The following is a 14,188-nucleotide window of genomic DNA, read 5'->3' as shown; positions in this document are numbered from 1 at the left end:
CGCGGCAGCCTTCGGGTTTTACTGCTTCTATCTGCGTCAAAAGGCCAATCTTGTTGCGCCCAGAACTTACTTCTAAACATCAAAAAATGACATCCAGACATCGTGGAATACCCCTCGAGCTGGACCAACGCGGGACGGAAAACTGATCAAGCTGCAGCCTTGCCAGGACATTCGAAGCGGCATTATCGGACGTCGCGATGCTCAGAGCGTCGCGAAGCTTGACGAGTCGCGGCTTTCATGGGAGGCCGCATCATAGAAACCCAACCAGCGCCGATTCCAAATATGCTGCAGAAATTCAGAGTGCGCGTTTTGGCTCTTCCCCGTCACAGGAAGCGCGCCATCCTCGTTTTGTTCGATGTCGTCGTTTTAACCCTGGCGCTTTGGACCAGTTTTGCGCTGCGCTATGACAGCTGGACCTTGCCGGTCGGTCCGGACGCCTGGTTTATCCTGCTGTCAGCGCCCGTCATTGCCATCCCTATTTTTATCCGCATGGGGCTGTATCGGGCGGTCGTGCGATATCTGCCCGAGCGGGCTCTGTGGACCATGTTGCGGGCCATCACGCTCGCCGTCCTGCTCTGGGTGTTTGTGGCGTTCCTGTCTGCCATGTTATGGCGCGGTATTCTTCCGCGTTCTGTGCCGATCATTTACTGGGCTTTGGCTTCGATTATTGTCATCGGCAGCCGCTTCACCGCCAAGTGGCTGTTCTGGCCGACCTCGCGGAAGCTGATGTTGCAGCGGCCCGCGGTTATCATCTACGGCGCGGGCGAAGCGGGGCGACAACTGGCCCTGTCGCTACACATCAGCCATTTCATCGCCGGGTTCATCGATGACGACACGGCCTTGCATCGCCGCGAAGTCGCGGGCATCAGGGTCTATCCACCGTCTGCCCTCGCAACCCTGGTGCAGGATTTCGGCGTCAAGCAGGTCGTTCTGTCGATGCCTTCCCTTTCGGCAGCGCGCCGGAAGGAAATCATCGGCTCGGTCAGCGGTCATGGCATCAAGGTACAGTCGCTACCCGAGATTGCCGATCTCGTTACCGGAAAATATCTGGTCAGCCAGATTCGCGAAATCGATATCGACGATCTGCTTGGCCGCTCCTGCGTGCCACCCGACCTCGATCTCATTCGGGCGATGATCGTGGGGCGCACGGTGATGGTTACCGGCGCCGGCGGTTCGATTGGCTCTGAATTGTGCCGCAAGATCGCGCAATGGGGTCCGCAGCGGCTGGTCCTGTTCGAAGCCAACGAATTCGCGCTCTACAAGATCGACCAGGAACTGGCGGGGCGCAACGATTCAGCAACTGTCGCCGTTCTGGGCTCGGTTACGGACGCCAGGCGGGTGCGGCGTGCCATGGTCGAACATGGGGTCGAGGTGGTGTTCCACGCCGCCGCACACAAGCATGTGCCGCTGGTCGAAGCCAATGCCCTTGAAGGCATCCAAAACAATGTCTTTGGCACCAGAACCGTGACCGAGATTGCCTTTGAAACCGGTGTGGCGAGCTTCGTGCTGATTTCGACCGACAAGGCGGTTCGCCCCACCAATGTCATGGGAGCTACCAAGCGCTGGGCCGAATTGATCGTACGGGAAAAAGCGGCGGCCGCCGCGAAGGCGAATTCGGCGCAGCGCTTTTGCTGCGTGCGTTTCGGCAATGTGCTTGGTTCAAACGGCTCCGTGGTCCCGCTTTTCAAGGAGCAGATCGCCAAGGGAGGTCCGCTGACGCTGACCGACCGGGCCATGACGCGCTATTTCATGTCCATCCAGGAGGCTGCCGAACTGATCGTCCAGGCAGGGGCGTTGTCGGATGGCGGCGACGTTTTCCTGCTCGATATGGGCGAACCGATGCTGATTGCCGATCTGGCCGAAAACATGGTTCGCCTGGCGGGGCTGAGCGTCAGATCGGTAGCGAACCCGGACGGCGACATTGAAATCATCGCCACAGGCAAACGCCCCGGCGAGAAAATGTATGAGGAATTGTTCTACGATGCGGCAACCGCCGAACGGACGAAACACGCAAAGATTTTGCGCGTGTCACCGGCTGCCGACGATGTCGACCTGGACGCAGCACTTCATGAACTAGGCTTGGCGTTGGAGCAGGAAAACGAGCAGGCTGCCCGCCGTATTCTGTTTGATCTGATTGTCAGAACCGACAAGAATAACGACCTAAACGCATGATTATTTCGTCACCGTGGTCTCCTGACATCATGGTGACGATTGAACGCTCGGCACCACCTCTCAAGACAAAAGTTCATCCCGACTGGCCCCCGACTGAAAACAACCACGCCCGCGGGTTATCGACCCACGATATACGGCCGACGACTGTGCCGGCACGTACAATGATAACGCGATGAATGTCGGTATCGGCGACCATCAGATCATCACCATCAATGTACCACGCATTGATGGTGGTCTGCTCACGAACACTTTGTCGGCAGTCATCGACAAGGTCTATCGAGAATGACGTGTCGATCAGCCCGACGGACCAGCGTGCCTACTGTGTTGTATCCAACCTATATAGTGTTGATTTCCGTTAGGAACTGACCCAGCATTGGAGTGAACCCTCGGGCTGGACCAGGCAGGACGGAAAAACTGATACGCTCTGTGGGCCTTGAACGGAGAAGGCTCATGAAATCACGCGGTCCATACCGTCGGCACTCGATGCAGTTCAAGCTGCAGTTTTGCCAGAACATTCGAAGCGGCGTTATCGGCTGGTCGTTCTACTCCAGCGTCCATCTGGAATTGGTGTGGTCGCTGTTCCTTCGGTCGAAGTAGACGATAAGAATCAGGCAATGTTTGCCTATTCGCGTGTAGGCGACTTATGTCATTCGCACAGCGAATAGCCGCTTTGTGCCGCAGCGCGGGCATTCACCGCAATGAAGTTTGGCCGCCAAAAGCGGACGAACCATTGCTGGCTACCATCAATGCCTTTGGCCTGACAACCGCCACCAACCGTTCACTTTCCCGTCTTGTGGCTGGCCGCTCGCTTTGGTGTTCGATGCCGGTGGTGTGGTCGGCACCATGGTCGAATCGTTACCCATCTGCTGGGCCGTTTGGTGGCCTTACTCGGACGACCGTACTTTTTGCATCGTCGCGACGCTTGACCAGTCGCGGCTTTCATGGGACGCCGCACTCCGGTTTCTAGCTGGTTCCCTTCCTACATGCTGAAAAAATTGAGAGTGCGCATTCTGGCCCATCCTCGCCGTTGGAAGCTCATGATCCTCGTGTCCGTCGATATCGTCATCCTAAGTTCCGCGCTCTGGGCCATTTCCGCCGGCCACCCCGGCCGTAGCGCCAAGACCCGTCATGCATTAACATTAAACCCGGATCACTTGAGGAGGGCCGGCCAGGCATCTGCGTCGGCATGCAGATCCTGCTCGAAGGCAGCGAGGAATTTGGCGACAGCGCCGAACTTGGCATTCTCACGGGCCGTGTCGTCGCCGTACCGAAGTGCACCTTTGACGGCCAGCCGCAACGCGTCCCCCATATTGGCTGGAACCAGTTGTTGACGCCCAAGACCGACCGGAGTTGGGACGATACGGTGATGGCCCCGTTCAGCGGCTCCAAGCCCGCATTCTATTTCGTTCCCTCCTTCGCACCCGTCCCTGCCGATCCGGCTGGCCGATTGCGACTATGGCGACCACCGTCTCTGCGCTGCCATCAAGCGCGACAACTTTACCGCAACCCAGTTTCATCCCGAATGCAGCGGCGGCGCTGGCCTGGCGCTCCTGAAAATTACATCAACTCGTAAGGTTGCCATGAAGACGCTGGCGGTCATTCCTGCTCGTGGAGGCTCCAAGCGGTTGCCCGGCAAGAACATCAAGCCGTTTCTTGGCGTACCGCTGATTGCCTGGCCGATCCGCTTCGCGCGGCAAGTACCACGTTTTGATGGCCTGGTCGTTTCCACGGACGACGAAGCCATCGCCGCCGTCTGCCGCGCCGAAGGCGTCGATGTTCCCCATCTGAGACCAGCAAACCTGGCAACCGATACCGCCTCGACGCTTGACGTCGTTCTCGATGCTCTGGAGCGCACTGTCGACGCCGCGATGCCCGCGCGGCCTTGGCCATCGCGCGCAGCGTCCGATGGGTCGCCTCATGCGGCGGTGGAGCCTGCGTCAGGCGAATGATTTCGGCGACACGCTCCGGCGGAATTGGCGCCTTTCCGGGCGGACGGGACCGGTCGCGAAGCAGGCCCTCGACACCTTCGTGCATGAAGCGCTCCTGCCAGCGCCACACGCAGGTCTTGGACTTGCCGGTTGCGGCCATGAGCGCCGAGGTACCCAGGCCCTCGCCGCTCAGAAGAACAATACGAGCCCGCCAGACATGTTTCTGGGGGCTCTTGGGGTCCGCGACGATCGCTTGCAAGTGCTGGCGGTCGCTGGCCGAGACGGTGAAAGAGATATCCTTGCGCATGCGTCAAACTCGCAGGCCAAACAACAAAGCGGAACGGGCCTATCTACCAAACGCAGGTGCCTCGCCTGATCTGTCAAATTAACCAACGCTTTAGAGCGAATCCCTTCCACGCTTGATTTGAATCCGGGATTGTCCCACATCCCTCCCTTCTTCCCAGAGGGACGGGATGACCCAAAAGCGCGCACCGAGGATCAACAGCCTCGAATGGCTGGAGTGGAAATTTCCGACCGAGGAATCGGTACGGGAACTTTTCGAGGCTGTAATCTAGCCCGACGGGGCTTACTGCCCGCATTGCGGCTCGGCCGAAGTCTGGCGTTTCAAGAACGCGGCCGCAAATCGCGTCCAGGGCTCCACGAATGCCGACGCTGCGCGGGCCAATTCACCGTCACGACAAAGACTCCCATGCATGCGACCAAGCTTCCGCTGAAGGTCTGGCTCCGTGCCTTGTACCTGATTCTATACTCATCGAAGGGCGTGTCCTCGGTAATTCTGGGGAAACAACTGGGAGTGCGACAATCGACGGCCTGGAAGATGGCGCACGCAATCCGTGAAATGACCGATGATCGAGATGGGCAAGATCCGTTGCTGGGGCGCATCGTCGACGTAGACACGACCTACATGGGCGCACCGCCTCGTAAGAAGAAGACAAAACCCCACAAGCATGTCCGGATCCCTGGATCTCCATCGTCGTCTATCTTCAGAAACTCTGAATGTGTCTAGATGGCGGCTTCGGCTGCTTCTGCTCCGATATTCATCAGTATTCTCCATCTGTCGGTTATGTGACAGCTTGGATCATCCATTAGCAACCGAGAAGCCAATCGAGGACGTCATTGGCGAACTTCGCCGACTTGCGACCTGTGTTTGGTAGATAGGTGCGAAGCGGAATCCCAAAATCGGACTCTTTTGTTCCGATCAATCCACCTAGATACAAACTGAGTCGCGTGTTTTGTCAGCGGACATTGCTCATCCGGCAAGGAATAGCGGTTAATGTTCGTTAATAATCTACAGTCAATAATAATGAATACCGAAAACATGTATTGGAGTTAATCAATTACTTGGGCGAGAATTAGCTGGTTGTCTCCGGAAAGTGCATAGCGCTCTCCCGTGCGCGGGCAAACCAGCGGCTCGCAGAGTATCTCGCCGGCCCGCGATACCCAGCCTATCCGCCGTGCGGGAACGCCCGCCATCAGCGCATAGGGGAAGACAGGCTTGGTCACCACCGCGCCTGCCGCGATCATGCAGTATTGGCCGAGCTCATTGCCACAGATGATCGTGGCATTGGCGCCGATCGTCGCCCCACGCCGCACGAGGGTGGGCCGGAACTCGTCCTTGCGCTCCACTTCGGCGCGTGGATTGATGACATTGGTGAACACGCAGGACGGGCCGCAGAACACCCCCTGTTCAAACTCGACGCCCGCATAGATCGAGACATTGTTCTGGATCTTACAATTGTCCGCGACGGCAACGCCCGCGCCGACCATGACGTTTTGCCCGAGGATGCAGTTTCGCCCGATCCGGGCGCCTGGCAGGATATGGCAGAAGTGCCAGATTTTGGTGCCGGCCCCGATGGAGGCGCCCTCATCGACGAAGCTGCTGGCGTGAACGAAATAGTCCATCATGCCTGCCCTTTCGAACCGAGAACTGTGTCGTAGAATCCGAACAGCTTGCGCTTTTCTACATCCCAGTTATAGCGCTCCAGAACCGCCTTGCGGCCATTTTCGCCCATGGCACGCGCCGCTTCGGCGTTGTCGATAAACCAGTCTATCGCCGCGCCGATCGCCGCCGGGTTGAGGGGGTCGACCAGGCGGCCGCAACCGGCATCTTCCACGATCCGCCGCCACAGCGGAAAATCAGACGCGATGACTGGGATGCCCGCCGCCATGTATTCGAACATCTTGACCGGCTGGGCATTGATGTAATTACCGTTGGGATGCAGCGTGACGAGGCCGGCCACCGATTGCGCCAGCGTCTCGCGGGTGCAGGGACGATCAAGGAACCCCAGGGCATCGACGCGCGCCCAGCCGGCTTCCCGCACAACATCGGACTCGACATCGCTGCCTACCAGCTCGCCGCCGAGCACGAGGCGGACGTCACCCTGTACGAATTGCATGGCCTTGACGATGTCGAGCACGCCGCGCACTGCAGCGATGGTGCCGACATAGCAGACTTGCCGTCGCTTGGCGGTCCAGTTCTGCTCGACCTCAAGCTCACCCAGAATCGGAAAATTGCTGACGTCTTCGGAGCGGACACCCATTGCCCGGAACTGATCCTGGATGTAAGGCGTCGCCGCCACGACCCCGTCGAGCCGGCGGCAGACATGCTTGACCACGAAGCCCGCCGCAGCGGCGACGGTCGAGCGGCTCCATTTGGGCAGATATGAATGACCTTTGACCTGTTCGGGCAAGTCCTCATGGGCATCGTAGAGCACCGCTTTGCCCCTGGACTTTAACCAGAGCGCAAGCGGCAGTAGTTCAGGGTCGTGAAGGTGGTAGATGTCGCCATCGAGCTCCAGCCCTTTTTGGGCAACCCGCCAGGTCGTAGTCAGCATCCGCTTGGCGCGGCTAGATGGCGCGCCAACCGAAACGATGGATACGCCGTCACGGACTTCATCGGGTTTTCCATCAGCGACTACCAGAAACACCTCGAACCCCGCGGCGGCGAGACTCCGGCTTTCCTTGAGGAAAACGCGGGTGTCGTAGCGACGGTGCACGCTAGAAAGATGAATGACTCTGGTCATGTTGTCGTCTGATCTTTCGCCTAGGCCGGAATGACATGCAAGGGGACGCGGCGGCCTCATCGGCATCCAGCAAACGACGGGTTGCGGCCGCGTTTCCCTCAGGCTGAGCAAAACGCGACGGGACGCAGCCGCCGTCAGTTCGTTTCGAAAAAGCCCCTTATGACCGCGCAGACTTCATCGACATCGGCCGGGCTCATCGTCTCGTTGATGGGAAGGCTGAGCAGCAGCCTGTCGGCCTGGTTGACGAACATAGCCTCATCGCCTTGGCCGAGATAGTCATAGGCCTTCAGCCGCGGCAGCGCGATAGGATAGTGTATGCCGGTCTGGATGCCCTTTTCCGTCAAATAGGCAGCCAGCGCATCGCGCCGCTCGGTGCGGATGACGAACAGATGATAGACGTGCCGTGCCCAGTTGCTGCGCACCGGCAGGGTGATACCCACAACGTCGCGCAACTGATCGAGATAGCGGTTGGCGACAGCGATGCGCTGGGCGGTCCAGCCATCAAGGTAACGCAGCTTAACGTTGAGGATGGCGGCCTGCAGGCCATCGAGGCGCGAATTGCGGCCTTCGAACTCATGGTCGTATTTGCCGATGCGTCCGTGATTGGCGATCATGCGCATGCGCTTCGCCCGTTGCTCGTCATTGGTGGTGATGGCGCCGGCATCGCCATAGGCCCCCAGATTCTTGCCGGGATAGAAGCTGAAGGTTGCCACGTCGCCGATGGCGCCGACGCGGGCACCGTTGACCGCAGCGCCATGGGCTTGGGCGCAATCCTCGATGAGGCGTAGGCCATGTTCGCGCGCGATCGCGCCCAGTTCGTCCATGTCGCCGGGATGGCCATGCAGGTGCACCACCATCAACGCCGCGGTGCGGGGCGTCAGCTTGGCCCGTACGCTGGTCGGATCGAGGGTATAGGAGCCGGGATCGACATCGGCGAAGACGACGCGGAAGCCGCTGCGTGTCACCGCTTCCGAGCTGGCGATGAAGCTGTTGCCGGGCACGATGATCTCGGCGCCCTTGGGCAGATCGAGAGCCTCGAGGGCGATTTCGAGCGCATCGGTGCCATTGGCGACGCCGATGCAATGGGCCGCGCCGACCCAGGCGCCGAAGGCGTCCTCGAAGGCCTTGACATGGGGACCGCCTATGAACGCCGCCTCCTCGATCACCTCGGCTATGGCCGCGTCGATGTCCGGCTTGATCGACCGGTACTGTTTAACGAGATCGAGAAACTTGATCACCATCGGGACCCTTCTGTTTGCTGCCGAAACTCGCAGCATTACTTATAGCGAACGGAGCTGGCTGGCACGGAGCGGTACCCCCTGGCCGCCCTCGCCCGGCCGCGCGCCTAGGCGGATCTTGGGCATAGTGTTGCTCACCCGCTCCTCGCGCCCGGTTTCAATCGAACGGTACAGCGCAATGATCAGTTCTAGGCTCTTCCGCCCCACCTCGCCATCGACCATCGGGGGCACGTTGTCGATGATGCTTTCCACCACGTGGTGGTAATAGGCCTGGTGGCCGAAGCCATAGACGTTGGGCGGATTGACCGAATAGCGGGTGCGCACATCTTCATCGCCCGGCTGCAGATCGGTGAAGTTCCAGACCTTGAGTTCATTGACGGCGAAGCCACCGATCTCGACGCTGCCCGCCTCGCCTAGCATGGAGATGGATCCTTCCAGATCCTTGGGGCGAACGGCCGTCGTGGTTTCGATCACGCCCAGGGCGCCGCTTGCGAACGTGACGACGGCGACCACCGTATCCTCGGCCTCGATGTCAACAAGGGCGGTCTTGCCGTGGGCGAAAACGGTCTCCACGTCGCCCATCATCCAGTGAAGCAGATCGATATGGTGGCTCGCTTGGTTGGCCAGGACGCCGCCATCGAGAGCCCAGGTTCCGCGCCAGTCGTCCTGGTCATAATACGCCTGGTTGCGCGACCATCGAACACGGATAGTGCCTAGGGTCAGCTTGCCGAACCGGCCGGCATCGACGGCTTCGCGCAGCTTGACCACCGGGACGTTGAACCGGTTCTGCTTGACCACGAACAGCCTGATGCCTACCTGTTTGCAGGCGGCGATCATGGCGTCGGCATCTTCGAGCGTCAGCGCTATCGGCTTTTCGACTACGATATGCTTGCCATAGGGGGCCAGCGCGATCGCGTGTTCGGCATGGCGGCCGCTTTCGGTCAGGACGACCACGACGTCGATCTCGGCCTTATGCATCATTTCATGCATGTCGATGAACATTGGCACGTCAAACTCCTGCGAGAACTTCTCGGCCTTTTGCGCAACCACATCGCACACTGCCGCAAGTCGTGCTCCGGCGATCTGCCCCCGGCCAAGCAATTCTGCATGGCGCCTTGCAATACGACCGCATCCCACAAGAGCGAAATTCAACATACCATTACCCAGTTCTTCTTTGCGTCTTCAGATACTTCGCCCAGACCGCCCTGGCTGCACTGACATGATTGGCCCTCCGGGCCGTATGGGGCAGTCGATGGGCCCTTCAGGCAAAATCGAGAAGCGTGACCACCTTCTAGCTGTTTAGGCTCTGCGAAGTAAAGTACAGAACGCGCGCGCGCATGGGTGATGGCGCTCTCCACCCAATCCTGAACATCCTATCGAAAATAAAAAGTCATCGTATAGAATACCAATCAGTTGATATCGAGTGTGAGGTGAGCCCCGAACTTATCCAGCCACGAGCAGAGCCCTTTCGTCATTTGATGTGCTGCCCGCTGGCGGACGGATCGAAACTGCGCCTGCTGACGGTCATCGACATGTTCACCCGTGAAGCGCTTGCCGTCGGGGCGGGGCCCAGGCTTCGCGGCGAGCAAGGCTGGCGTGCTGAACCGCCTCGTCAATCTACGCGGGGCGCGCACAGCGGTGTTCTGTGACAACAGCGCGGAGTTTACCGGGGACAAGCACTTCAGCCCGTCATGCACTAACGTTAAACCCAGCCCCCTGATGGGGGCCGGCCACCCCATCTCAAAACGCTCCATTTTTGTGGGCTCAGATCAAGAGCCGGTCGGAAGATGGAGGTCGCCGCCAAGCAGTCACGCCCGGTACACGACCAGCGGCGATTCGTTCAGGATGCCATTTGTCCCTTGGTTTTCAGCTCTGTTCGCTTGAAGCGGTGAAAACCATTGCCTATGACAACCGGAGCATTTCGACGGCGTCCGCCCGCTTCGGATCACGGCAACCGTCCTGGGCTGCTGAGCTGGACGCAATGGCTGCTGACGGTTTGACAGATCCGCCCTCCTCCCGGGGCGAAGCCTATGGATATTGGACATGCTCATATCAGTTGTTATGCCGTTTTATTCGGAACTGAACCTTGTCGGCGACACCATCGCCTCGGTTTTTACCCAAACCGACCTGCCGGACGACGTCCGCTTCGAGGTCTGCATCGGCAACGACGGAACCTTCAGCAACCAGGATATCTTCGATGCCATAGGCGCCGAGCATCGGGCGCAGGTCCGCATTGACACCAACAGGTTTCAAGAGGGACCGGGCGGGGCGCGTAATACCGGGATTGAGCTGTCGTCGGGTGAACTCATCGCCTTCCTCGATGCGGACGACGTCTGGCTGCCCGAAAAGACCGCCATTCAGCTGCGCGCGATAGGCGGCGGCGCTTCGTTCGTGGCGGGAGCCTACCGATTCCAGAATGCCAGCACGATCGTCGTGCCGCCCAGAACGTTGAACGCGGCAATCGACGTGTTCTGGCGCCTAGGCATCGGAACCTCGACGGTACTCGTGCGCCGGGACCTCATCGGGATGGCCCGGTTCCGCAATTTCCGTTTCAGCCAAGACATCGATTTTTGGTATCGGATTGCGCAAAAAACCGGCTTCGTATACGAGGGTGGCGTCCAACCAGTGACACTCTATTCCACCGGGGGATCGACGAGGAACAAGCTCGTGCAGGCGAAAAGCTTCTGGCACGTCATGCGGCAGAACCAGCTGCCGGTGCATCTGTGTGTGGCAGTGCTGTGTCGCTATGCGGTGCGCGGGATCTTCAATCATTACGTGTCGGGAAGAAGGCGTTCGGAATGACCAGCAGGCTAATGTGGTTTAAGGGACAACTCGTGGAGCCCCAGGACGCCAAGGTCATGGCACTGTCGCCGACGGCGCAGTTCGGGCTGAACGTGTTCGAAGGCGTTCGCGGCTACTGGAATGGCGAGCAGGAACAGCTCTACATCTTCCGACTGAGCGAGCATCTAGATCGTTTGGAAGATTCCTGCAAGCTGATCGGGCTGGACATGCCCTATTCCAGCCAGGCGATCGAGCAGTTCATCCGCGATGTCTCCCGGGCCAATGGTTATAGAGAAGACATTGCCCTACGCATCACCGCCTTCGTCGATGGGGACGACACCTGGAGCTCGACCAACAGGCCAGACCTTTTCATTGCCCCCATTCCTCGCCCGCGCAAGAACCCAGCCAACCTGCCGACCCAGTCGGCCACCGTATCGAGCTGGCGCCGGATCGACGATGTCAGCTTCCCCCCGCGGATCAAATGCGGCGCCAATTACATAAACGGCCGCTATGCCCATCTCGATGCGCGGCGGAAGGGTTTCGACCTGCCGATTTTACTCAACGCCGAAAGCAAGGTGAGCGAGGGTGCCGGGGCCTGCATCGTGATCGTGCGCAAGGGCAAGGTCATCACGCCCGACCTGTCCTCGGGGGTGCTCGAAAGCGTGACGCGAGACACCATCTTGGCGCTGGCCGGCAAGCTGGGCCTGCGCTGCGAACAGCGGCGTGTCGACCGCACCGAACTGCTCATCGCCGACGAGATCTTCATGTGCGGCAGCGCCGCCGAAATATCGCCGATCACATCGGTCGACCATGTGCCGGTGGGCAACGGCACCGTCGGCCCGGTTACAGCGAAGCTTGCGGAAGACTACATTCGGGTTGCGTGCAACCAAAGCCCGGATTTCCCCGACTGGACATTCCCGATCTACTGAGGCCGCACCGATGAGACACACGCTGAAGCGGCTTTTCGATATCGTCGGGGCGCTGGTGGGCATCGTGCTCCTGTCCCCGGTGCTGCTGGGGATTGCGCTCTGGATCGTGATCGATTCCGGCTGGCCGATCTTTTACCTGGGGGACCGACTCGGCAAGAACGGCCGGGTGTTTCGCATGTACAAGTTTCGCAGCATGGTCGTGAATGCCGAGCACATGGAAGAGGGGCTGTTTTCCTACGAAGGCGACAGGCGCATCACCCAGCCGGGACGGTATATCCGGGCTACCTCGCTCGACGAGTTGCCGCAACTGTTCAACATCCTCAAAGGCGATATGTCCTTCGTTGGCCCACGGCCAGCGGTGATCGATGAGCTGGGCAGTTATGCCGATTTCAATGATCGGCTGAAGCGGCGCTTCGTCATGAATCCCGGCCTAACCGGCCTGGCGCAGATTTCCGGCCGCAATTCTCTCAACTGGGACCAGAAGATCGAATACGATCTTCAATATATTGATCGGTTCAACAAATATGGCATCCTGGAGGATCTCAGGATCATCCTGGTGACGCCGACCGTGGTGATGTCGATGCGCGATACGGTGGAAAAGCGCCCGGAAGATGACGGCAAACGCGACTGAGCGCATCCGTCCGGCTCCGGGCCGGCGGCAGCGAGGATTTCTTCTCCCCACTCGCCGCGCCGCGGTGCCGTAAGGCAGAACCTTCGAATGGCCATGCGACTTCGAGGCCTATAGACGGCAACCGCCGCGAGCGCATGTTCAACAGGCTCAAGCATTTCCGCCTTATCCACCCCGCTTCTACAAGACCGTTAAATTCTTTGCAGCCTTTCTAGCACTCGCCACAGTACGCATCTGCATGCTCCTACTTCGTCAACAGGACCTAGATGCCGTAATGGGCCGGCGTCTCGCGAGTAGCCAGGTTGGGTAGCTGTCCCTCAGAATGATGGTGTTGGAAACGGGGTCCGATCGTTCGGCCCAAACATCATGAGAGGAACAGCCATGGAGCATTATGCCGGAATCGACGTTTCGCTGAAAGATAGCAGCGTGTGCGTGGTGGACGCGAAGGGTAAGGTCGTCCGTGAGATAAAGGTCGCCAGCGAACCAGAGGCGCTTGTTCGGTATTTCGACGAGTTGGACTTCCCCGTAAGTCGCATCGGACTTGAGGCCGGGCCGTTATCGCAGTGGCTGCATGCCGGGCTGGTATCTGCAGGACATGACGTCGTGCTGTTGGAGACGCGCCATGTAAAGGCTGCGCTGTCGGCGATGACGGTGAAGACCGACCGGAAGGACGCGCGCGGGATCGCGCAATTGCTGCGGATGGGGTGTATCGATCGGTTCACGCGAAGTCGGGGGGTGCCCAGGACACCCGTGCACTTCTGGTCGGGCGCAAACTTCTGCAGAGCAAACTTCTCGACGTCGAACTCAGCATTCGTGGGATTCTGCGCGGCTACGGGCTCAAAGTCGGTGAAGTCAGCCGAGGCCGCTTTGAGGCCCGCATCCGGGAGTTGGCTGCAGGGCACACCATGCTCGAGACGGTGATTGGCGCAATGCTGGCTGCGCGGGCGACCTTGTGGAATGAGTTCACACGGCTCCATCGCGAGATGCTGAAGATCGCGCGCGCCGATCAGATTTGCCGGCGACTGATGAGTACGCCCGGGGTGGGAGCGCTCGTCGCCTTGACGTATCGGTCGGCGGTCGATGATCCGACGCGGTTTAGCAAATCCAGTACGGTCGGCGCCTACTTTGGCCTGACACCGAAGAAATATCAGTCCGGTGAGACCGACCGGGATGGCGGTGTCAGCAAGGTCGGCGACGCGATGGTGCGAACCGCGCTCTTCGAAGCGGCACACATCATGCTGACGCGGGCGACGCGCTTTTCCAGTCTGAAGCGCTGGGCGCTTGATGTGGCGCAGCGTCGCGGCATGAAGCGTGCGAAGGTCGCCCTCGCGCGCAAGCTGGGTGTGGTGCTTCATCGCATGTGGGTGGACGCGACCGAGTTCCGTTGGGGGAAAACCGCGATGGCGGCATGAGGAGACAAAGGCGATCGAGGCGGGTCGAAAAAGGCACCGCTCTCCTGAGGTCCCGT

10 protein-coding genes and 3 pseudogenes are annotated in these 14,188 nt (G+C 59.6%); 8 read left to right on the top strand and 5 right to left on the bottom strand.

The window, feature by feature from the left end; genetic code table 11:
* Positions 1-282 precede the first annotated feature (282 nt).
* From ACX3P1_RS10145 to ACX3P1_RS10130, 4 genes and pseudogenes are all read left to right on the top strand, one after another.
* Entirely contained in the window at positions 283-2,172 is a 1,890-nt protein-coding gene (locus tag ACX3P1_RS10145) for a polysaccharide biosynthesis protein (protein ID WP_459079441.1), read from the top strand.
* A 450-nt stretch (positions 2,173-2,622) separates the two neighbouring features.
* Positions 2,623-2,769, top strand: a complete 147-nt coding sequence (locus tag ACX3P1_RS10140) for a hypothetical protein (protein WP_459079440.1) — start codon at positions 2,623-2,625, stop codon at positions 2,767-2,769.
* Positions 2,770-3,358: 589 nt separating this feature from the next.
* Entirely contained in the window at positions 3,359-3,745 is a 387-nt protein-coding gene (locus ACX3P1_RS10135) for a type 1 glutamine amidotransferase family protein (RefSeq protein ID WP_459079456.1), read from the top strand.
* Positions 3,746-3,752: 7 nt separating this feature from the next.
* Positions 3,753-4,001 (top strand): annotated as a pseudogene (locus tag ACX3P1_RS10130) (acylneuraminate cytidylyltransferase family protein); the annotation flags it as partial.
* Between the two features lie 23 nt (positions 4,002-4,024).
* Here the strand turns inward: ACX3P1_RS10130 and ACX3P1_RS10125 are convergent.
* The 5 genes and pseudogenes from ACX3P1_RS10125 to ACX3P1_RS10105 all read right to left on the bottom strand — a co-directional run.
* Positions 4,025-4,407 (bottom strand): annotated as a pseudogene (locus tag ACX3P1_RS10125) (helix-turn-helix domain-containing protein); the annotation flags it as partial.
* Positions 4,408-5,450: 1,043 nt separating this feature from the next.
* Positions 5,451-6,026: an acyltransferase gene (locus ACX3P1_RS10120; RefSeq protein WP_459079439.1), complete on the bottom strand. Its 576-nt coding sequence runs from the start codon at positions 6,024-6,026 to the stop codon at positions 5,451-5,453.
* Complete coding sequence (locus ACX3P1_RS10115) at positions 6,023-7,144, bottom strand: glycosyltransferase family 4 protein (protein WP_459079438.1); 1,122 nt, start codon at positions 7,142-7,144, stop codon at positions 6,023-6,025. Before ACX3P1_RS10115 ends, ACX3P1_RS10120 begins: the two co-directional genes overlap by 4 nt.
* Before the next feature lie 134 nt (positions 7,145-7,278).
* Positions 7,279-8,385, bottom strand: a complete 1,107-nt coding sequence (locus ACX3P1_RS10110) for a DegT/DnrJ/EryC1/StrS family aminotransferase (RefSeq protein ID WP_459079437.1) — start codon at positions 8,383-8,385, stop codon at positions 7,279-7,281.
* A 39-nt stretch (positions 8,386-8,424) separates the two neighbouring features.
* Positions 8,425-9,537 (bottom strand): Gfo/Idh/MocA family protein, encoded by a 1,113-nt coding sequence (locus ACX3P1_RS10105; protein WP_459079436.1) that lies wholly within the window; start codon positions 9,535-9,537, stop codon positions 8,425-8,427.
* A gap of 888 nt (positions 9,538-10,425) precedes the next feature.
* Here ACX3P1_RS10105 and ACX3P1_RS10100 point away from each other — a divergent pair.
* From ACX3P1_RS10100 to ACX3P1_RS10085, 4 genes and pseudogenes are all read left to right on the top strand, one after another.
* On the top strand, positions 10,426-11,184 hold the full coding sequence (locus tag ACX3P1_RS10100) for a glycosyltransferase family 2 protein (protein WP_459079435.1): 759 nt from the start codon (positions 10,426-10,428) through the stop codon (positions 11,182-11,184).
* Positions 11,181-12,092: an aminotransferase class IV gene (locus ACX3P1_RS10095; protein WP_459079434.1), complete on the top strand. Its 912-nt coding sequence runs from the start codon at positions 11,181-11,183 to the stop codon at positions 12,090-12,092. The genes ACX3P1_RS10100 and ACX3P1_RS10095 overlap by 4 nt, the downstream gene beginning before the upstream one ends.
* A 10-nt stretch (positions 12,093-12,102) precedes the next feature.
* Positions 12,103-12,723 carry a sugar transferase gene (locus ACX3P1_RS10090; RefSeq protein WP_459079433.1) on the top strand — a complete coding sequence of 207 codons (621 nt, stop codon included), beginning with the start codon at positions 12,103-12,105 and terminating at the stop codon, positions 12,721-12,723.
* Between the two features lie 378 nt (positions 12,724-13,101).
* Positions 13,102-14,132, top strand: a pseudogene (locus ACX3P1_RS10085) (IS110 family RNA-guided transposase).
* Positions 14,133-14,188: the final 56 nt, after the last annotated feature.

It is taken from the genome of Mesorhizobium sp. A623 (genome assembly GCF_054489405.1).
The sequence above is the reverse complement of the archived record's forward strand: the minus strand, read 5'-3'. Positions and strand labels throughout refer to the sequence as shown.

Coding starts and splice junctions, on each gene's coding strand:
- ACX3P1_RS10145 (WP_459079441.1), top strand. CDS start 283: ATGCTGCAGAAATTCAGAGTGCGCGTTTTGGCTCTTCCCCGTCACAGG.
- ACX3P1_RS10140 (WP_459079440.1), top strand. CDS start 2,623: ATGAAATCACGCGGTCCATACCGTCGGCACTCGATGCAGTTCAAGCTG.
- ACX3P1_RS10135 (WP_459079456.1), top strand. CDS start 3,359: ATGCAGATCCTGCTCGAAGGCAGCGAGGAATTTGGCGACAGCGCCGAA.
- ACX3P1_RS10120 (WP_459079439.1), bottom strand. CDS start 6,026: ATGATGGACTATTTCGTTCACGCCAGCAGCTTCGTCGATGAGGGCGCC.
- ACX3P1_RS10115 (WP_459079438.1), bottom strand. CDS start 7,144: ATGACCAGAGTCATTCATCTTTCTAGCGTGCACCGTCGCTACGACACC.
- ACX3P1_RS10110 (WP_459079437.1), bottom strand. CDS start 8,385: ATGGTGATCAAGTTTCTCGATCTCGTTAAACAGTACCGGTCGATCAAG.
- ACX3P1_RS10105 (WP_459079436.1), bottom strand. CDS start 9,537: ATGTTGAATTTCGCTCTTGTGGGATGCGGTCGTATTGCAAGGCGCCAT.
- ACX3P1_RS10100 (WP_459079435.1), top strand. CDS start 10,426: ATGCTCATATCAGTTGTTATGCCGTTTTATTCGGAACTGAACCTTGTC.
- ACX3P1_RS10095 (WP_459079434.1), top strand. CDS start 11,181: ATGACCAGCAGGCTAATGTGGTTTAAGGGACAACTCGTGGAGCCCCAG.
- ACX3P1_RS10090 (WP_459079433.1), top strand. CDS start 12,103: ATGAGACACACGCTGAAGCGGCTTTTCGATATCGTCGGGGCGCTGGTG.